The sequence below is a fragment of the Mesorhizobium loti genome (genome assembly GCA_014189435.1).
Classification (GTDB): domain Bacteria; phylum Pseudomonadota; class Alphaproteobacteria; order Rhizobiales; family Rhizobiaceae; genus Mesorhizobium; species Mesorhizobium loti_G.
Window position 1 is genome coordinate 1,837,986 of sequence record CP050293.1, and the last position, 13,807, is coordinate 1,851,792.

The following is a 13,807-nucleotide window of genomic DNA, read 5'->3' on the forward strand; positions in this document are numbered from 1 at the left end:
GAACAAGGGAGTAGGGGAATAAGGGAGTAGGGCAGTAGGGATTTCGATACGAGGCACGGTCAGCTTTCCCCCTATTGCCATACTGCCTTACTGCCCTGAGGAAAAACCTATGCTCGGACGTCTGAACCATGTCGCGCTTGCGGTGCCGGAGCTGACAGCTGCCGTCGCCGCCTATCGCAACACGCTGGGCGCCGAGGTGACGGAGCCGCAGGCGCTGCCGGAGCATGGCGTCACGGTGGTGTTCGTCAATGTCGGCAACACCAAGATCGAACTTCTGGAGCCTTTGGGCGAGGGGTCGCCGATCGCCGCTTTCCTGGCGAAGAACCCTTCCGGCGGCATGCACCATCTTTGCTACGAAGTCGATGACATCCTGGTCGCGCGCGATCAGCTCAAGGCTGCCGGCGCCCGTGTGCTGGGCGACGGCAACCCGAAGATCGGCGCCCATGGCAAACCGGTGCTGTTCCTGCATCCGAAGGATTTCTTCGGCACGCTGATCGAACTGGAGCAATCATGAGCTGGGTTTCGTTCACCGCCCTGTTCTTCGCGACCTGGTGGGTGGTGCTGTTTGCCGTGCTGCCGTTCAGCGTGAAGACGCAGGACGACGATCACGATGTGACGCTGGGCACGGTTCCGAGCGCGCCGCGCGGCCCCCACATGCTGCGCGCCGTGATCCGCACCACCGTCGCCACCGCGATCCTCATGGGCATTTTCTATGGCCTGACGCACGGCCTGGGATACAGCCTCAACGACATCCCGCACATCGTACCGGATTTCGGCCAGACGCCAGCCAAATAGTCCAAATAGACTGTCCGACAACGGTGTTTTGATCCGTCGAAACCCTGCGGTTTCGGACGGGAATGCGGTGCCGTTTTGCGGTTGGGGGAGCGCTGACGCAGGGTAAGGTGGTTTGGCAATTCGTTGCGCTAAGCGGATGATTGCACAAAAAAATGCAAGGCACAAGGCCTTGCAATTTAAACGCGTCCGATCTGTTTCCGGTTTCCGGCGGCAGCGAGTAACCGCGCCTAGATCGCATCCTCCCAAGACTTTGACCGCGTAGGAGAGCAGATTTTTTCTGCCCTCTCGGTTATCGGGGCACATTAGCCTAACGCGAATGAAAATGTCACGAAGAATTTTGCCTCGAAACGGGCATTCTCGTGCTGCACTGCACAATAGTGCGGCAGGCGTTGCTTTCGAAACGTCCAGTAAGACGCGTGCGGCACTGCGACGCCGGGTTTGGGTTCCCATTCCGCCATGAAATGGCTATGAAGCCGGGTCAAGCAAGCCAAAGCCGCGCCGATTCTGACGCGGCCATCCTCACTCACGGACCTGTCCATGCGTTTGTCGCAGTTTTTCCTGCCCATCCTCAAAGAAAATCCGCGCGAGGCTGAAATCGTCTCGCACCGGCTGATGCTGCGCGCCGGCATGATCCGCCAGCAGGGGCAGGGCAGTTTCTCGTGGCTGCCGCTCGGCAAGCGTGTGCTGGACAAGGTCTGCCGCATCATCCGCGAGGAGCAGAATCGCGCCGGTGCGCAGGAAATCCTGATGCCCACCATCCAGTCGGCCGACCTGTGGCGCGAAAGCGGCCGCTATGACGACTACGGCAAGGAGATGCTGCGCATCAAGGACCGGCAGGACCGTGACATGCTCTACGGCCCGACCAACGAGGAAGTGGTCACCGAGATCGTCCGCGCCTATGTGAAGTCCTACAAGGACCTGCCGCTCAATCTCTACCACATCCAGTGGAAGTTCCGCGACGAAGTGCGGCCGCGATTCGGCGTCATGCGTTCGCGCGAGTTCCTTATGAAGGACGCCTATTCCTTCGACCTCGACTTCGAGGGCGCCAAGGCGGCCTACAACAGGATGTTCGTGTCCTATCTCAGGACTTTTACGCGCATGGGGCTGCAGGCCATACCGATGCGGGCCGACACCGGGCCGATCGGCGGCGATCTCAGCCATGAATTCATCATCCTCGCCGACACAGGCGAGAGCCAGGTCTTCTGCCACCGCGACTATCTTTCGCTCGATGTGCCCGGCGCCAACACCGACTTTGCCAACGACGCCGAGATTGCCGACATCGTCAAGACATGGACGACGCCCTACGCCGCCACCGACGAGATGCATGACGAGGCGGCGTGGGAAAAGATCGGCGAGAGCGACAAGGTTTCGGCGCGCGGCATCGAGGTCGGCCACATCTTCCATTTCGGCGACAAATATTCCAAGCCGATGGGCGCCAAGGTGACCGGGCCTGACGGCAAGGATCATTTCGTCTCCGGCGGCTCCTACGGCATCGGTCCTTCGCGCCTGGTCGCGGCGATCATCGAGGCCAGCCATGACGACAACGGCATCATCTGGCCGGAAGCCGTGGCGCCGTTCGACATCGGGCTGATCAACATGAAGGCGGGCGACGCCGAATGCGACCGCGTCTGCGACGAACTGCATGCCGCTTTCGTCGCCGCCGGCAATGACGTGCTCTACGACGATACCGACCAGCGGCCCGGCGGCAAGTTCGCCACCGCCGATCTGATCGGCCTGCCATGGCAGGTGATAGTTGGGCCGCGTGGTGTCGCTGCCGGCGAGATCGAGATTAAGAATCGCAAGACCGGCGAGCGCGAGACGCTGCCGATCGCGGACGCGAAAAAGCGCTTCGGTGTCGCTGCATGAGCGAGGCGGTGGCGGCAAGATCGGTCGGCGCCGGACCCTTTTCCATCTTCGAGCGCATGGTCGCCTGGCGCTATCTGCGTTCGCGGCGCAAGGAGACGGTGATCTCGGTGATCGCCTCGATCTCCTTCCTCGGCATCATGCTGGGCGTCGCCACGCTGATCGTGGTGATGGCGGTGATGAACGGGTTTAGGGCGGAGCTGTTGACGCGCATCCTTGGCGTCAACGGCCATCTGATCGTGCAGCCGCTCGATTCGCCGCTGGAGGACTATGCTCAGGTCGCTAGCCGCATCAATGGCGTGCCGGGTGTCAAATACGCCATCCCGCTGATCGACGGCCAGGTGCTGGCGCAGGGCAATGTCGGCGGCGGCACCGGAGCGCTGGTGCGCGGCATACGCGGTGAGGATCTCAGCAAGATCGCCATCGTCGCCAGCAACATCAAGCAGGGCTCGATCGCCGATTTCGACACCAGCGAGGGCGTTGCGATCGGCAAGCGCATGGCCGAGAATCTCGGCCTGACGCTCGGTGACACCATCACCTTGATCTCGCCGGACGGCGACGTGACCCCGATTGGCACGACGCCGCGCATGAAGGGCTACAAGATCGCGGCGATCTTCGAAGTCGGCATGTCCGAATATGACACCTCCATCGTCTACATGCCGTTCTCCGAAGCGCAGCTTTATTTCAACATGGACGGGCGAGCGCAGACGATCGAGATCTATGTCGACAATCCCGACGATGTCGACGCGCTGAAACCGAAGGTGGAGGCGGCGGCGCAGCGGCCGATCGACATGGTTGACTGGCGCCAGCGCAACGAGACCTTTTTCTCCGCCCTGCAGGTCGAGCGCAATGTCATGTTCATGATCTTGACGCTGATCGTGCTGGTGGCGGCGCTCAACATCATCTCCGGCCTGATCATGCTGGTGAAGGACAAGGGGCATGACATCGCCATCCTGCGCACCATGGGGGCGTCGCGTGGCGCCATCCTGCGCATCTTCCTGATGACGGGGGCGGCGATCGGCGTGACCGGCACGCTCGCCGGCGTGCTGCTCGGCGTGCTGATCTGCACCAACATCGAATCGATCCGCCAGTTCTTCTCCTGGATGACCGGCAAGGTGCTGTTCAACCCGGAACTCTATTTCCTCAGCCAGCTGCCGGCGAAGATGGATCCGCGCGAGACGACCTATGTCATCCTGATGGCGCTCGGCCTGTCCTTCCTGGCAACGGTGTTTCCCGCATGGCGGGCCGCGCGTCTCGATCCGGTCGAAGCCTTGAGGTACGAGTAGTGGCCGAGGTCATTATCGAGCTGAAGAGCGTCGAGCGGCACTATGTCCAGGGGCCGCGCAAGCTCACCATTCTCAACGGCGCCGATTTCTCGCTGAAGCGCGGCGAGATGGTGGCGCTGGTGGCGCCGTCGGGCACCGGCAAGTCGACGCTGCTGCACACTGCCGGCCTGCTGGAGCGTCCCGACGCCGGCGACGTCATTCTGGCCGGCCGTGCCTGCGGGCGGCTCTCCGACGACGAGCGCACGGCGATCCGCCGCAACGATGTCGGCTTCGTCTACCAGTTCCATCATTTGCTGCCAGAATTCTCGGCGCTGGAAAACATCATGATGCCGCAGCTCATCAAAGGGCTGAGCCGCAAGGACGCGGCCGAGCGCGCGGCGCAGCTGCTCGATTACATGCAGATCGGCAAGCGCGCATCGCACCGGCCATCCGAACTCTCCGGCGGCGAGCAGCAGCGCGTCGCCATTGCGCGTGCGGTCGCCAATGCGCCGTTGGTGCTGCTGGCCGATGAGCCGACCGGCAATCTCGACCCGGTCACCGCCTCCTATGTGTTCGAGGCGCTGGCGGCGCTGGTCAAGCAATCGGGCCTCGCGGCGCTGATCGCCACCCACAATCACGAACTGGCATCGCGCATGGACCGGCGCGTCACGCTGGCCGACGGCAAGGTCGTGCCGCTCTAAGGCTTGTTGAGATTCAGGATTCCCTCTGAGCTTGGATCGTGATTCAAGCTTTGGATGGAACGATTTGTGCTGACGGACGCCCAATGGGCGAAGATGGAACCGCATTGCCTGGGTAAACCAACCGATCCCGGACGAAGTGGGAGTGACAATCGCCGCTTCATCGAAGCCTTGCTTTGGATCGTGCGGACAGGAAGTCCATGGCGTGATCTTCCAGCCTTCTTCGGAGGCTGGAACGCCGTTTTCAAACGCTACCGCGATTGGGTCAAAGCCGATGTTTTCATTCGGCTTTTCGAGGCTTGTTCGGATGAACCGGACATGGAATACGCCATGGTCGATGCCACCATCGTCAAGGTCCACCGCCATGGACAGGGCGCAAAAGGGGGACTCAAAGCCAGGCCATAGGCCGCTCCAAGGGCGGTATGACCACCAAAATTCTGGCGCTCACCGATGCACTTGGAAATCTGGTGCGCTTTGTCCTCTTGCCCGGCCAGCGGTTCGATACGGTGGGCGTCGCGCCGCTTATCGGTGGCGTCTGCTTCGGCGGCTTGATCGCCGACAAAGCCTTCGACAGCAACACCATCATTGCCGACCTGAATGAGCGCGGCGCCAAGATCGTTATTTCACAGCACTCACGTCGTACTTTTCCCCTGCCGCTCGACAAGGAACTCTACAAATGGCGCCACCTGATCGAGAACTTCTTCTGCAAACTCAAGGAATTCAAGCGTATCGCCATGCGAGCCGATAAAACCGATCAGAGCTTCGCTGCCTTCATCAATCTCGCAGCCGCCGTCATAAACTCACGCTGAATCTCAACAAGCCTTAGGGCACGGCGATACCCAGGTGAGGCCGGCCCGCGAAAGCCGGCTCCTGCGCTTCCCCGTTCTACCGCGTCGCGGTAGAACTGAGCTCACGTACCCAAAAGTACGCTCCGCTCGTCGCAAGGCGACCCCGAAATCCACCATTTTCGGCTTGGCCTGACCTGAGTCTCGACGTGCCCTGGTGGGCGCTGGGCAACCTTCGTTCGCCCGTCAACCTTTCCTTAACCCTGCCGATTTGATCGCCGGAAAATTCTGTCGCGGCCGGATTGTGCTCGTTGACATTGAAACAAAATTAGAACAAACTACGAACATATCAACAACAGGAGAGAGTTATGACCGATCTGGTTCAGGATGTCATCTCACTGGTTTGCATGAGCACCTTCCTCGTTTCCATGGCGATTTGGATCGGAGCCATGTGATTTGGCGGCATTCGCCGCCGTGATTCTGAGCGGGCTATGACCCGTTCCGCCGTTAAGCTTTTCTTGCCGCCGCGACGTTAGGGTGCCCTGAAAGACAGGGAGAAACGTCGCGTGTCGCCCATCGTCACGGCCATTCTCGTGGCCAGCAATCTCGGGCTGATCTTTCTCTTGATGACCGTGCCGCTTGGTCTGCGCACGGTCCGGCTCAGCCGCGTGATAGCAGCGGACCGGCAGCGCCTCTGGCAGGCGCTGTGGCCGATTGGCAACGATGCCGGCTGGTCCGGCGAGATACTCTCGGCCGAAGCGCCGGACGGTGAGGGCGTGGCTCGAATCATGCTGTCCTGGGAAGGCCGCGACGGCAAGCCGATCGAGCGCAAGTCGCGGTTTGAAGAGGTGGTCGAGGGCAGCAGCTTTTCGATGCGGGTCCTCGAGGACACCGCGCTCGACGCTTCGTTCTGGAAGGATTTTCGCGAAACCACCGAACTCGTCTCCAACGGCAATGGTACGCGGGTCACCCTCAGCCAGACCGATCGCTACCGCGGCGTTGCCTTCCTGGTCTTCCGCTATTTCGCCATGCGCCGTGAACTCTCCAAGCTGCAGCATTGGGCGCGGACCGGGCAGTATCGCAAGGGCGGCTGGTTCGAGCATCCGCTGAGCCAGGTCGGCTTCGCCGCGCTGTCGGCATTGATCCTGTGGCCGTTCTTCGGCCTTCATTTCGGCGGGCTGGCGCTCGCCGCGATCCTGACATCGGTGGTCGCCCTGCATGAGCTCGGCCATATGGCGGCGTTTCGCCTGATGGGCCACAACAGGGCGCGGATGATCTTCATCCCGCTGCTCGGCGGCATCGCCATTGGCGGCCGGCCCTATGACAGCCGTTTCGAGGTCGCCTTCGTGGCATTGATGGGCGCCGGCTTCTCCGCCTTCCTGGTGCCGATCGCAATCGCCGCAAGTACCTTTGCCGGCGCTGAAGGACATCGGCTGGCGGCAATGCTGCTGGCGGCTCTGGCTGGTTTTGCCGCCCTGTTCAACATCGCCAATCTGGTGCCGGTGTGGAAGTTCGACGGCGGTCAGGTGCTGCGCCAGATCTGCCCGGGGCCGATCGCGCTGTCGCTGGCATCGTTCTTCCTGCTCTCGGCCTTTCTGGCTGTGGGTTGGCAGGCCGGCTTTTCCTCCAATTTCCTGCTCGCGACAGGAGCGGTGTTTTCGATCCTCAGCCTGCTGACGATGAGCAGCGGGGTAAAGCCGCGTCACGAGCTGAAGCCGATCCATACCATAGACCGCTTCGCCATGGCGGCGGCGTTGCTGGCGGTGTTCGCCATCCATGGCTACGGCGTTCTGTGGGCCTCCGCGCAGCTGATCTGAGCCGTTCCCCGACCGGAAAGTTCAACCGGCCTTGCGCGCCGCTTCGACAGGCAAAACCGTGGCGGGACCGAAAACATCCTCGAAGGCGGATTTCAGCGCCAGGTCAAGGTCGGCCATAGTCAGGGGAAGGCCGAGGTCGACGAGGCTAGTGACGCCGTGGTCCTGCACGCCGCAGGGCACGATGCCGCTGAAATGGTCGAGATCCGGCTCGACATTGATGGCGATGCCGTGAAAGCTTACCCAGCGCCGCAGCCGGATGCCTATCGCCGCGATCTTGTCCTCGGCCGGCGAGCCGTCCGGCAAGGAGGGGCGATCCGGCCGCACCACCCAGACGCCGACCCGGTCCTCGCGGCGTTCGCCATGCACGTTGAAGGCGGCGAGCGTGCCGATGATCCACTGTTCGAGCGCGGCGACAAAGGCACGAACATCCTCGCGCCGCCGCTTGAGATCAAGCATCACATAGGCGACCCGCTGGCCCGGCCCATGATAGGTGTATTCGCCGCCGCGTCCTGCCGCGAAGACCGGGAAGCGGTTGGCGTCGATCAGGTCCTCGCCGCGGGCGCTGGTGCCGGCGGTGTAGAGCGGCGGGTGTTCGACCAGCCAGACCATTTCGCCGGCAGCCCCGCTACGGACCGCCTCGGCGCGCGCCTCCATGAAGGCAAGCGCATCGGGATAGGCGGTGAGGCCGGGCTCAATGCGCCAATCGACCGGTGCCGAACCGGGGAGCGGCAGGAACGACGTGGCGATCTGGCTGCGTTCTGGCATGACGTGTCGCTTTTTGCTTCTACCTGTCGTGGCCCCAAAACCGCCTTGCACTTTTGGGCGACATGCATTTGTCCTCCATATGGCGATATCGGGCCGAAACGTCCAGTTCCGGCACTGCATTCGAGCCCTGCGGAGCATTATGCCAATCGCCTGATATTATTGCTTGCCGCGCACTTGTTTCGCCGGAAACGATTTGCTACACGCCGCGAGCCGGTCGGTTCCGGCTCTACCACGTGCGGTCGTGGCGGAATTGGTAGACGCGCAGCGTTGAGGTCGCTGTGGGGCAACCCGTGGAAGTTCGAGTCTTCTCGACCGCACCAAGATTTCCCTGACAGATTGCTTCTGGCGAGCCGAGGCGGCAAGCGACGACACGTCGCGGCCACACGGCTTGCCGAGGATCGAAACGGAAGCGGCGGCGGGTCATCCAGACCCGCCGCCGCTTCGCTTTTTCAGTTGCCCCGGAAAGTGGGCTTGCTCGTGGCGGTCAGGCGGCCTTCTTCATCCGGGCCAGGGTGTCGGCCACGACCTCGCCGAAGGAAGATGGCGTCGGTACGATGACGACGCCGGCCTCTTTCAGGATTTCGACCTTTTCCTGCGCCGACTCGCCGAAGGCGGAGATGATGGCGCCGGCATGGCCCATGCGCCGGCCCTTCGGCGCGGAAAGCCCGGCAATATAGGCGATCAGCGGCTTGCGCATGTTGTCGCGGGCCCAGAGCGCGGCTTCCGCCTCCTGTGGTCCGCCGATCTCGCCGATCATAACCACGGCATCGGTCTCGTCGTCCTGTTCGAACAGCTTCAGCATGTCCTTGAAGGACGAGCCGTTGATTGGATCGCCGCCGATGCCGACGCTGGTCGAGACACCGATGCCAAGTGCTTTCATCTGCGAGGCTGCCTCGTAGCCGAGCGTGCCCGAGCGCCCGACGATGCCGATGCGGCCGGGGAGATAGATGTTACCCGGCATGATGCCCATCAGTGCCTGTCCGGGTGTGATCACGCCGGCGCAGTTCGGCCCGATCAGCCGCATGCGGTCCTCGAAGCGGTAACGGCGCATGTAGCGCTTCACCTGCATCATGTCCTGCGAGGGAATGCCATCGGTGATGCAGACGCACAGCTTGATGCCGGCATCGGCGGCTTCCATGATCGAGTCCGCGGCGAAGGGGGGCGGCACGAAGACGATGCTGGCCTCGGCACGGGTCTCGCGCACCGCGCCTTTGACGGTGTTGAAGATCGGCAGGCCGAGATGCTTCTGGCCGCCTTTGCCGGGCGTGACGCCGCCGACCAGCTTGGTGCCGTAGCGTTTCATGTCGTCGGCATGGAAGCTGCCGATCTTGCCGGTAAACCCCTGGACGATGACGCGGGTGCTGCGGTTGAGCAGGATTGCCATTTTCTCGACCTCCCTCAGGCTGCTTTTTTCTTGGTGGCCGCGCGCCAGGCGGCGACGGCTTTCTCGGCGGCTTCGGCCAGCGTGTCGGCGACGATCACCGCCTCGCCGGAATCAGCCAGGATGCGGCGGCCTTCCTCGGCCCTGGTGCCGGAAAGCCGGACCACCAAGGGCACGTTGACGCCGACCTCGCGTATCGCCTTGATGACGCCTTCAGCGACCCAGTCGCAGCGGTTGATGCCGGCGAAGATGTTGACCAGTATGGTCTCGACATTCTTGTCGCCGAGCACGGCGCGGAAGGATTTCGCCACCCGCTCGGGCGAGGCGCCGCCACCAATGTCGAGGAAGTTGGCCGGCTCGCCGCCGGCGATCTTGATCATGTCCATCGTCGCCATGGCGAGGCCGGCGCCGTTGATGATGCAGCCGATATTGCCGTCGAGGCCGACATAGGAGAGGCCACGGTCGCTGGCGAAGGTTTCACGCGGGTCTTCCTGGCTCTTGTCGCGCAGCTCGGAGATTTCCGGCCGCCGGAACAACGCGTTCTCGTCGAACGACATCTTGGCGTCGAGGGCGACGAGATTGCCGTCGCGGGTCACCACCAGCGGATTGATCTCAAGCATCGAAGCGTCATAGTCGCGGAACACCTGGTAGCAGCTGAAGATGGTTTCGGTTGCCTTGCCGATCAGATTCTGGTCCAGGCCGAGCCCGAAGGCGATCTCCCGCGCCTGGAAGCGCTGCATGCCGACACCGGGATCGACCGTGGCGCGGATGATGGAATCAGGTTTTTTTCAGAGATCTCCTCGATCTCCATGCCGCCGGCGGCCGACGCCACGATCATCACGCGCTCTTCCTTGCGGTCCAGTACAAAGCCGAGATAGAGCTCCTGCGCGATGTCGACGGCTTCCTCGAGATAGAGCCGCGAGATCAGCTTGCCACGCGGGCCGGTCTGCTGGGTCACGAGCTTGCGGCCGAGCATGGCTTCGGCCGCGTTGGCGATCTCCTCGTCGTTGGCGCAGAGCTTGATGCCGCCGGCTTTGCCGCGCGCGCCGGAATGAACCTGCGCCTTTAGCACCCATTTGCTGCCGCCGATCTCGCGCGCCCGATAGCTCGCCTGTTCGGGGCTGTAGGCGAGGCCGCCGCGCGGAACATGAATCCCGTGGCGGGCAAGCAGTTCCTTGGCCTGGTATTCGTGAATGTCCATCTTGTCCTCCCAAAGCTTTCAGTGTGCGGCGGCGTGTGCTTGGCCGGCGCGTTCGATGGCTTCGTTGACCACCAGCACATTGCGCGCCATGCGTTCCGACGCCGCGTCGATCATCTTGCCGTCGAGTGCCGCCGCGCCCTTGCCCTGCGCCTCGGCCTCCTTCAGCACTTCGAGGATGCGCCTGGCGCGAGTGACTTCCTTTTCCGGCGGCGAGAAGACGTCGTTGGCGAGCGCGATCTGCGAGGGATGGATCGCCCATTTGCCTTCGATGCCCAATGCCGCGGCGCGCCTTGCGCCGGCGATGTAGCCCTCAGGGTCGGAGAAATCGCCGAACGGCCCGTCGATGGCGCGCAGGCCGTAGGCCCTGCAGGCAACCGTCATCCGCGACAGAGCGAAATGCCACTGGTCGCCCGGATAGTCGGGATTGAGGCCGCCGATGTTGACGGTGCGCGCCTTGCAACTGGCTGCATAGTCGGCGACGCCGAAATGCATTGCCTCCAGGCGGCCTGATGTAGCGGCGATCGCCTCGACATTGGCCATGCCGAGCGCCGTCTCGATGAGGGCTTCGAGGCCGACGCGGGTCTTAAAACCCTTGGCCATCTCGATCTGGTTGACCATGGCTTCGACCATATAGAGGTCGGCCGGCACGCCAACTTTCGGCACCAGTATGGTGTCCAGCCGGTCGCCAGCCTGTTCCATCACGTCGACCACGTCGCGATACATGTAGTGCGTGTCGAGGCCGTTGATGCGCACCGAAACGGTCTTGCCCTTAGCGCGCCAGTCGATGTCGTTGAGCGCCTGGATGATGTTCTTGCGGGCGCGTTCCTTGTCCGGCGGCGCCACCGCGTCCTCGATGTCGAGGAAGACGAAGTCGGCGGCGCTGTTCGCCGCCTTCTCGATCATCTCGGGACTGGAGCCGGGAACAGCAAGTTCGCTGCGCTGCAGCCTCAGTTTCTTCAGATGGTTGATGGTGTGGCTCATGGCTCGCTCCCGGATCAGGCGGCTTCGGCGATGGCGGACTGCGGCGAGCGGCGGAAATGCGCGATCGCTGCACCGACACCGGAACCCGGCGCCAGCTTGACGCCGCAGTCGAGCAGCGCCAGTTCGGCGGCGGACAGTGATGCCAGCACCATCACCTCGTTCAGCCAGCCGAGATGGCCGATGCGGAAGACCTTGCCCATCACCTTGTTGAGGCCGCCGCCGAGTGACGTCTGGTAGGTGCCGTAGGCGCGCTTGACGATGTCGGCGCTGTCGATGCCTTCGGGCACCAGGATGGCGCTGACCGTATCGGAGTGCCATTTCGGCGCTTTGGCGCAGAGCTTCAGCCCCCAGGCGTCGACCGCCTTGCGCACGCCTTCGGCGAGGCGATGGTGGCGGGCGAAGATGTTGTCGAGCCCTTCCTCGGCGATCAGATCGAGCGAAGCGCGCAGGCCGCGCAGCAGTTGCGTGGCCGGCGTATAGGGGAAATAGCCGGCGTCGTTGGCGCGGATCATGTCCTCGAACGAGAAGAAGCAGCGGCGGTGAGAGGCGACCCTGGAAGCGACGAGCGCCTTCTTGCTGACTGAGAGGAAGCCGAGGCCGGCCGGCAGCATGAAACCTTTCTGCGAGCCGCTGACGGCGCAGTCGACACCCCATTCTTCCTGACGGAAGTCGATCGAACCGATCGACGACACACCGTCGACGAACAGCAGGGCAGGGTGGTTCGCCGCGTCGAGCACGGCCCGGCAGCCGGCGACATCGCTGGTGACGCCGGTCGCGGTCTCGTTCTGCGTGCAGAAGACCGCCTTGATGCGATGTGCCTTGTCCGCCTTCAGCCTTTCCGCATAGAGGTCGAGCGGCACGCCGGTTCCCCACTCGCAGTCGATAACGTCGACCTCGAAGCCGAGGCGCTCGGCCATGTCGACCCACAGATGCGAGAACTGGCCGAAGCGCGACATCAGCACGCGATCGCCGGGGCTGAGCACATTCGTCATGGCCGCCTCCCAGGCGCCGGTGCCCGACGACGGGTAGATGAAGACGCGGCCGGTTTCGTTCTTGAAGACCTTCTTGATGTCCTCGAACAACGGCAGGGTGAGATCTGGGAACGAGGCGGCGCGCATGTCCTCCATCGGCAGGTTCATCGCTTGCCGGACCTGCTCGGGAATGTTGGTGGGTCCTGGAATAAAAGGTGGGTGAACCCAGCCATGCGCGAACTCCTCCGATGTTTGAGATTTATGGAGGGAGTGTCGTCTCGACGGCGAGGGGCAACAACACCTTGGTGGGTAAGTTCTCGCCGCGCGCGGGTGGGGCGAGCCTACCCGGTCGGCCTACCCATTGGGCCTACCCGACAGGCAGTCTGGGACTGCGGCGCTTCTCGCTCGAATAGAGGGCGACGGCCATCGCCCGGTTGCGGACGTCAAGCTTGTCGTAAAGATTCTTGAGGTGGTATTTCACCGTATTCTCGGAAATTCCCGTGCGCGTCGCGATCTGAAGGTTGGTCCAGCCGTCGGAAAGCACCGCCAGCAGCTCGCGCTCGCGCACCGTGAGCTGCGCCAAAGGCGTGTCGTTGACCTTGTTGATGTCGATATAGGGGATGCAGATGCGGCCATGCGCGACCGCCAGGATCGTCTCGAAGATAATATGCGGATCGTCGAACTGGAAGCAGTAGCCCTGAGCCCCGAGCCGCACGCACTGCTTCAGGATGCCGATGTCATGGTCGTTGGAAAACACCGTGATACGCATATCGAGCTTGCGGTTCTGGACCTCGGCCAGAACATCCGCGCCGTCCATGTCGGCGAGCCTCCAGCCGATGACGGCGACATCGAATTTGGTCTTCACCGCCAGTTCCAGGAGTTGCTTGCCGCTCTGGACAGTGCCCTGCAATTCGAAACGTCCGTCGCATTCCAGCATTTCGCGTAGCGCCGAGATGACAAGCGGATTGCGCTCGGCGACAACGACGCGAACGCGTTGCTGTCCTGATGTGACCTTGTTCGTTGTCGCCGACCTTGCGCTCAAGGGCTTCCGTTCTGGACCGGTTGCGGACATGGGCGGATCCGGCTGATATCCGGACCCTGTGCCATGACAATCGCCGCAACCGCACAAGGGTGCTCTTTCCCCAGCGACATGCGCTGTCGCGTCCCCTGAACCGGTATCCCGCTGGTTTTGACGGGATCGGCATTCCAGGTCGGGCATCGGCAATACCGTCTCCCGGTGAAGGGAACCAGGTAGGAGAGTGGGCATTTCGTTTGATATTCCGTG

The 13,807-nt window shown here is 62.8% G+C and carries 12 protein-coding genes, 1 tRNA gene and 1 pseudogene; 8 read left to right on the forward strand and 6 right to left on the reverse strand.

Annotated features, from left to right (window positions below; all coding sequences use genetic code 11):
• The first annotated feature begins 109 nt into the window (after positions 1-109).
• The 7 genes from mce to HB777_08895 all read left to right on the forward strand — a co-directional run bounded on the left by mce (position 110) and on the right by HB777_08895 (position 7,223).
• Positions 110-514 (forward strand): methylmalonyl-CoA epimerase, encoded by a 405-nt coding sequence (gene mce / locus HB777_08865; GenBank protein QND64007.1) that lies wholly within the window; start codon positions 110-112, stop codon positions 512-514.
• A complete protein-coding gene (locus tag HB777_08870; protein ID QND64008.1) occupies positions 511-795 on the forward strand; it encodes a DUF1467 family protein in 285 nt (94 codons plus the stop codon). Before mce ends, HB777_08870 begins: the two co-directional genes overlap by 4 nt.
• Before the next feature lie 537 nt (positions 796-1,332).
• Positions 1,333-2,661 (forward strand): proline--tRNA ligase, encoded by a 1,329-nt coding sequence (locus tag HB777_08875; protein ID QND64009.1) that lies wholly within the window; start codon positions 1,333-1,335, stop codon positions 2,659-2,661.
• Positions 2,658-3,944: a lipoprotein-releasing ABC transporter permease subunit gene (locus tag HB777_08880; GenBank protein ID QND64010.1), complete on the forward strand. Its 1,287-nt coding sequence runs from the start codon at positions 2,658-2,660 to the stop codon at positions 3,942-3,944. Before HB777_08875 ends, HB777_08880 begins: the two co-directional genes overlap by 4 nt.
• On the forward strand, positions 3,944-4,624 hold the full coding sequence (locus HB777_08885) for an ABC transporter ATP-binding protein (protein ID QND64011.1): 681 nt from the start codon (positions 3,944-3,946) through the stop codon (positions 4,622-4,624). The genes HB777_08880 and HB777_08885 overlap by 1 nt, the downstream gene beginning before the upstream one ends.
• Before the next feature lie 54 nt (positions 4,625-4,678).
• A protein-coding gene (locus tag HB777_08890; protein ID QND64012.1) for an IS5 family transposase occupies positions 4,679-5,430 on the forward strand; the annotation gives its coding sequence in 2 pieces (ribosomal slippage) (positions 4,679-5,009 and positions 5,009-5,430; 753 coding nt in all).
• 542 nt (positions 5,431-5,972) lie between these two features.
• A complete protein-coding gene (locus tag HB777_08895) occupies positions 5,973-7,223 on the forward strand; it encodes a site-2 protease family protein (GenBank protein ID QND64013.1) in 1,251 nt (416 codons plus the stop codon).
• 21 nt (positions 7,224-7,244) lie between these two features.
• Here HB777_08895 and lipB read toward each other — a convergent pair whose 3' ends face one another.
• Positions 7,245-7,988, reverse strand: a complete 744-nt coding sequence (gene lipB, locus HB777_08900) for a lipoyl(octanoyl) transferase LipB (GenBank protein QND64014.1) — start codon at positions 7,986-7,988, stop codon at positions 7,245-7,247.
• A gap of 235 nt (positions 7,989-8,223) precedes the next feature.
• On the opposite strand from lipB, the gene HB777_08905 reads away from it, so the two are divergent.
• A tRNA-Leu gene (locus HB777_08905) sits at positions 8,224-8,308 on the forward strand.
• A 164-nt stretch (positions 8,309-8,472) separates the two neighbouring features.
• Here HB777_08905 and sucD read toward each other — a convergent pair.
• The 5 genes and pseudogenes from sucD to HB777_08930 form a co-directional block, all read right to left on the reverse strand.
• Entirely contained in the window at positions 8,473-9,372 is a 900-nt protein-coding gene (gene sucD / locus HB777_08910; GenBank protein ID QND64015.1) for a succinate--CoA ligase subunit alpha, read from the reverse strand.
• Positions 9,373-9,386: 14 nt separating this feature from the next.
• Positions 9,387-10,570 (reverse strand): annotated as a pseudogene (locus HB777_08915) (malate--CoA ligase subunit beta).
• 18 nt (positions 10,571-10,588) lie between these two features.
• Entirely contained in the window at positions 10,589-11,551 is a 963-nt protein-coding gene (locus HB777_08920; GenBank protein ID QND64016.1) for a CoA ester lyase, read from the reverse strand.
• A 14-nt stretch (positions 11,552-11,565) separates the two neighbouring features.
• A complete protein-coding gene (locus HB777_08925) occupies positions 11,566-12,690 on the reverse strand; it encodes an aminotransferase class V-fold PLP-dependent enzyme (protein QND64017.1) in 1,125 nt (374 codons plus the stop codon).
• Between the two features lie 199 nt (positions 12,691-12,889).
• Positions 12,890-13,594: a response regulator transcription factor gene (locus tag HB777_08930; GenBank protein QND64018.1), complete on the reverse strand. Its 705-nt coding sequence runs from the start codon at positions 13,592-13,594 to the stop codon at positions 12,890-12,892.
• Between the last annotated feature and the right edge of the window lie 213 nt (positions 13,595-13,807).

Coding starts and splice junctions, on each gene's coding strand:
- mce (QND64007.1), top strand. CDS start 110: ATGCTCGGACGTCTGAACCATGTCGCGCTTGCGGTGCCGGAGCTGACA.
- HB777_08870 (QND64008.1), top strand. CDS start 511: ATGAGCTGGGTTTCGTTCACCGCCCTGTTCTTCGCGACCTGGTGGGTG.
- HB777_08875 (QND64009.1), top strand. CDS start 1,333: ATGCGTTTGTCGCAGTTTTTCCTGCCCATCCTCAAAGAAAATCCGCGC.
- HB777_08880 (QND64010.1), top strand. CDS start 2,658: ATGAGCGAGGCGGTGGCGGCAAGATCGGTCGGCGCCGGACCCTTTTCC.
- lipB (QND64014.1), bottom strand. CDS start 7,988: ATGCCAGAACGCAGCCAGATCGCCACGTCGTTCCTGCCGCTCCCCGGT.
- sucD (QND64015.1), bottom strand. CDS start 9,372: ATGGCAATCCTGCTCAACCGCAGCACCCGCGTCATCGTCCAGGGGTTT.
- HB777_08920 (QND64016.1), bottom strand. CDS start 11,551: ATGAGCCACACCATCAACCATCTGAAGAAACTGAGGCTGCAGCGCAGC.
- HB777_08925 (QND64017.1), bottom strand. CDS start 12,690: ATGAACCTGCCGATGGAGGACATGCGCGCCGCCTCGTTCCCAGATCTC.
- HB777_08930 (QND64018.1), bottom strand. CDS start 13,594: ATGTCCGCAACCGGTCCAGAACGGAAGCCCTTGAGCGCAAGGTCGGCG.